Annotated in this window: 4 protein-coding genes; all 4 read left to right on the plus strand. The window is 64.0% G+C overall.

All coding sequences use genetic code 11. The features are described 5' to 3' along the window. On the plus strand, positions 1-1192 hold a 1192-nt coding region (locus QZ079_RS08155), incomplete at its 5' end, for a thiamine pyrophosphate-dependent enzyme (RefSeq protein WP_297037363.1). 1 nt (position 1193) lies between these two features. Next, positions 1194-1670 carry an acetolactate synthase small subunit gene (ilvN, locus tag QZ079_RS08160; protein WP_019239805.1) on the plus strand — a complete coding sequence of 159 codons (477 nt, stop codon included), beginning with the start codon at positions 1194-1196 and terminating at the stop codon, positions 1668-1670. A gap of 81 nt (positions 1671-1751) precedes the next feature. Next, a complete protein-coding gene (ilvC, locus tag QZ079_RS08165; RefSeq protein ID WP_366926441.1) occupies positions 1752-2744 on the plus strand; it encodes a ketol-acid reductoisomerase in 993 nt (330 codons plus the stop codon). Between the two features lie 471 nt (positions 2745-3215). Then, the gene (locus QZ079_RS08170; protein WP_297037366.1) at positions 3216-4547 is read left to right on the plus strand and encodes an MFS transporter; all 1332 of its coding nucleotides are present in this window, start codon (positions 3216-3218) and stop codon (positions 4545-4547) included. The last annotated feature ends 88 nt before the right edge of the window (positions 4548-4635 follow it).

Here is a 4635-nt window from a genome sequence, read left to right on the forward strand (position 1 = left end):
CAGCCACGCGTGCGACGAGGTCGTGGAGCTCGCGGAGAAGATGCAGATTCCCGTGGTCACCACGCTGCTGGGCAAGGCGGCCGTGCCGTGCTCGAACCCGCTCAACTTAGGTCCCGTGGGCATGCACGGCTCCAAGTACGCCAACATGGCCGTGACCGAGTGCGACCTGCTCATCGCCGTGGGCGCGCGCTTCTCGGACCGCGTGACGGGCAAGCTCTCGGAATTCGCCCCGCATGCGACGGTCATCCACATCGACATCGACCCGGCCGAGATCGGCAAGGTGCGGAACCCCCGCGTGCCCATCGTGGGCGACGCGCAGGTGATCGTGGCTGCCATCAACGAGCGGCTCGACCGCGCGGAGGCGACGCCACAGGACGCTGATTGGGTGAAGACCGTGTTCGCGTGGCGCGAGCGCTGGCCGTTCTATACCGAGGATTTCGCCGATTACCCCGATCGCATCGCCCCGGAGCAGGTGCTCGAGGCGCTTTCGAACAAGCTCGACCCGCATGCGAGCGTCGTGACGACCGAAGTGGGCCAGCACCAGATGTGGGCTCACCAGCACGTGCATCGCGAGGAGTCGCGGACGTTTCTTTCCTCCGGTGGCCTGGGAACCATGGGCTTCGGCTTCCCGGCGGCGATCGGTGCGAAGATCGGCCGGCCGGACGCGCAGGTGGTGTGTATCGCGGGCGACGGCAGCCTGCAGATGAACATCCAGGAGATGGCGACGGCCATCGGCAACGGCGTCGCGGTGAAGGTGCTCGTCATCGACAACAACGCGCTCGGCATGGTGCACCAGTGGCAGCGGCTCTTCTATGACGAGCGCTATAGCTGCACGGAGTTCACCGCGAACCCGGATTTCGTGAAGCTTGCCGAGGCATATGGCTGGCAGGCGGAGCGCATCACGCGACCGGACGAGATCGACGCGGCGCTCGACCGTATGCTCGCGGCCACAGATCCATACCTGCTTGACGTGGTGATTCCCACGGCGCAGACCGTGTACCCCATGGTGGCGCCCGGCGCGGCGATCGACGACATCATCGGCGCGATCGACGTGACGCTTGGCGGCGTGCGCGTGACGGAGAAGGGCATGAGCCCGGCGGGCGAGATGGCGGGCACCGTGGCGGAGCCGCTGCCGCTCGACGAGAGCGATCCGTCGCTGCGCGTTGCCATGCCCCAGAAGGGAGGCGAGTGAGATGCAATACATCCTCTCTGTGCTCGTAGAGAACAAGCCCGGCGTGCTCTCCCGCGTGACCGGCATGATTAGCCGCCGTGGGTTCAACATCGATTCGCTCACCGTCGCGCCCACGGAAGACGTGACCATGAGCCGTATGACCATCATCGTCGAGGCGGACGAGATCGCCTACGAGCAGATCACCAAGCAGCTGCATAAGCTTGTGAGCGTGTACAAGATTTCCGACATGACGCATGAGGACGCCATCGAGCGCGAGCTCGTGCTGTTCAAGGTCTCGGCGCCCGCCGACCGTCGGCACGAGATCATCGAGATCGCGAACATCTTCCGCGCGAAGATCGTCGACGTGGGCAAGAACACGCTCACCGTCGAGGCGACCGGCACGGCGAGCAAGCTCGATGCGATGGAGGATCTCTTCCGCGGCTACGGGCTTCGGCAGATCACGCGAACCGGCAAGATCGCGATGTCGCGAAGCTCCTAAATGACTCAAAACGATCCCGTCCCCAAATGAGTCATCCACTCGGTACCATCAGCCACTAACCTTAAGGAGAGCAACATGGCTGTGACGATTTACTACGAGAGCGACTGCAACCCCCAGGTGATCCAGGACATGAAGATCGCCGTGATCGGCTATGGCAGCCAGGGGCACGCGCATGCGCTCAACCTCCTCGACTCCGGCTGCGACGTGCGCGTCGGCCTGCGCGAGGGCTCGAAGAGCTGGGCGGCTGCCGAGGAAGCCGGCCTCAAGGTCTGCTCCATGGATCAGGCGGCCGAGGAAGCCGACCTCATCATGATCCTCACGCCCGACGAGACCCAGCCCAAGGTGTACGAGGAGCACATCAAGGCGCATCTCAAGCCCGGTAACACGCTCGCCTTCGCGCACGGCTTCAACATCCACTTCGGCTATATCGTGCCGCCGGAGGACGTGAACGTCATCATGTGCGCGCCCAAGGGCCCCGGCCATATCGTGCGGCGCCAGTACACCGAGGGTTCCGGCGTGCCCGACCTGGCCTGCGTGCAGCAGGACGCCACCGGTAACGCGTGGGACATCGCGCTCGCGTACTGCTGGGGTGTGGGCGGCGCTCGCTCCGGCATCATCAAGGCCACCTTCAAGGAGGAGACCGAAGAAGACCTCTTCGGCGAGCAGGCCGTGCTGTGCGGCGGTCTTGTTGAGCTGGTGAAGGCCGGCTTCGAGACCCTCACCGAGGCCGGGTACCCGCCGGAGCTCGCGTACTTCGAGTGCTACCACGAGATGAAGATGATCGTCGACCTCATGTACGAGAGCGGCATCCACTTCATGAACTACTCCATCTCGAACACGGCCGAGTACGGCGAGTATTACGCCGGCCCCAAGGTCATCAACGACGAGAGCCGCGCCGCCATGAAGCAGCTTCTTGCGCGCATCCAGGACGGCAGCTTCGCGCAGGAGTTCGTCGACGACTGCAACAACGGCCACAAGTGGCTGCTCGAGCAGCGCGAGAAGATCAACGAGCACGAGATCGAGAAGACCGGTGAGAAGATCCGCTCCATGTTCTCGTGGATCAAGAAGGACTAGCCGTACGCACGATAACCCCATGTACAAATAATCTCTGGGGTTCTGACATCGCGGTCCCGCTGCCCTTGCCGGCGGCGGGGCCGCTGTTGTTTGAGCCAGGCACGGGCCAATGCAAACCGGGTGCAAATCAAAACTTCCGGTTATCAACGGTTGTTTTTGAATCCGATGAGTACACGCTGAAGAAACGGATCGTTTCCCCAGATAAACGCGATCTGAAAACGGCCTATACTCGGCGACTCGGAAAACAACCGTTGATAACCGGAAGTTTTGTTAATCCGAGGATCTATTTACCCGGCTGCCTTCCGGCATCCGGGGCGTTTTACGCGCTGAATCCGCGCTTGTGTTCGCGGCGAGATGTTTCTGAAATGTTGCCGCGCCTCCAAGGCAAACGCCAGAGTTTCACTTTGCTACAATCGCGAACCGTTTGTTGGGCGCGGTGAACGCCCGGATGGCAAGGAGTAAGGTGGGACGATGGAAGAGCGCGGGGAAGCGGCCGCCGTTGAGATCGCATCTGGTGCTGTGGCCGCAACCAGGGCATCTGTCGCGAGCGACGTAACCGGGGCGTCTGCCGAGGGCGCTGCGGCCGAACCGCCTGCCACGGGCGCCGCTGCGCGTGCAGCCTCCTCCTCGGGCGGCTCCATGACGGCGCGGCAGTGGCTCGCGCTCGCGGGCCTTACCTGCTCCGCGTTCGTGTTCAACACCTCGGAGTTCATGCCCATCGGCCTTTTGAGCAGCATCGCCGGTGGCTTCGGCCTTACCGAAGCGCAGGCAGGCATGATGACCTCGATCTATGCATGGGCGGTCATGGCGCTCTCGCTGCCGCTCATGGTGTTCGCCTCGCGGTTCGAGTTCAAGCGGCTGCTTCTCGCGGTGATCGTGCTCTTCACGGCGGGGCAGTTCGCCTGTGCCGTAGCGCCCACGTTCGCGATGCTCGTGACGGCGCGCCTGCTCGTTGCGTGTGCACACGCGATTTTCTGGTCGATCGCCTCGGTCATGGCGACGCGCGCGGTCGCTCCGGAGCACGGCTCGCTCGCGCTTAGCATGGTCGCGACGGGAACATCGGTCGCCATGGTGTTCGGCCTGCCCCTTGGGCGCGCGATCGGGCTCGCCGTGGGCTGGCGCATGACGTTTGCCTGCGTGGGCGTGGTGGGCGCGGCGCTCGCGATCTACATGGCCGCCATCTTCCCGCCCATACCCGCCGGCGAGCGTTTCGGACTGCGTCGGCTGCCTGGTCTCTTCCGCAACCGTGCGCTCCTGACGGTCTATGTGAGCACGTTGCTCGTGGCGACCGGCTATTACACGGCGTACAGCTACATCGATCCGTATCTTACGCAGGTCGCGCACCTCGAAGCCGGTACCGCCACCATGGCGCTCACGGTTTTCGGCGCTGCCGGGCTCGCCGGGAGCCTTCTGTTCTCGCGTGCCTACGACGCGCACCGGCTTCCGTTCTTGGGTACGGCGCTCGCGGGGCTTTCGGCAGCGCTGCTCCTGTTGAATGTTGCGGCACCGTTTGTAGCAGGCATATTCGGTATGCTCGCGCTGTGGGGAGCGTGCAACACGGCGTTCGGTATCGCGTTTCAGGCCGAGATCATCCGTTATGCGCGCCCGGATGAGGCCTCCGTGGCGGTGGCGCTGTACTCGGGGATCTTCAATTTGGGGATCGGTTCCGGGTCGTTTTTCGGCGGTATGGTGAGCACGGCGTTCTCCCTGTCGAGCATCGGCTCTGTAGGCGGCGTGCTCGCGGCAGCGGGTTCCGCCGTGTGCCTGGCGGGGTTGGCGCGCGCGGGACGACCTGCGAAGTAGCTCAGAGAAGAGTCTCTGCCGCGCGCGGGGAGGGGCCGTTAAAACCCCTAGGGGGTATCTGCATGCGGCGCTACGCCGGCAGTTTGCA

The organism is uncultured Enorma sp., from assembly GCA_905210055.1.
Classification (GTDB): Bacteria; Actinomycetota; Coriobacteriia; order Coriobacteriales; family Coriobacteriaceae; genus Enorma.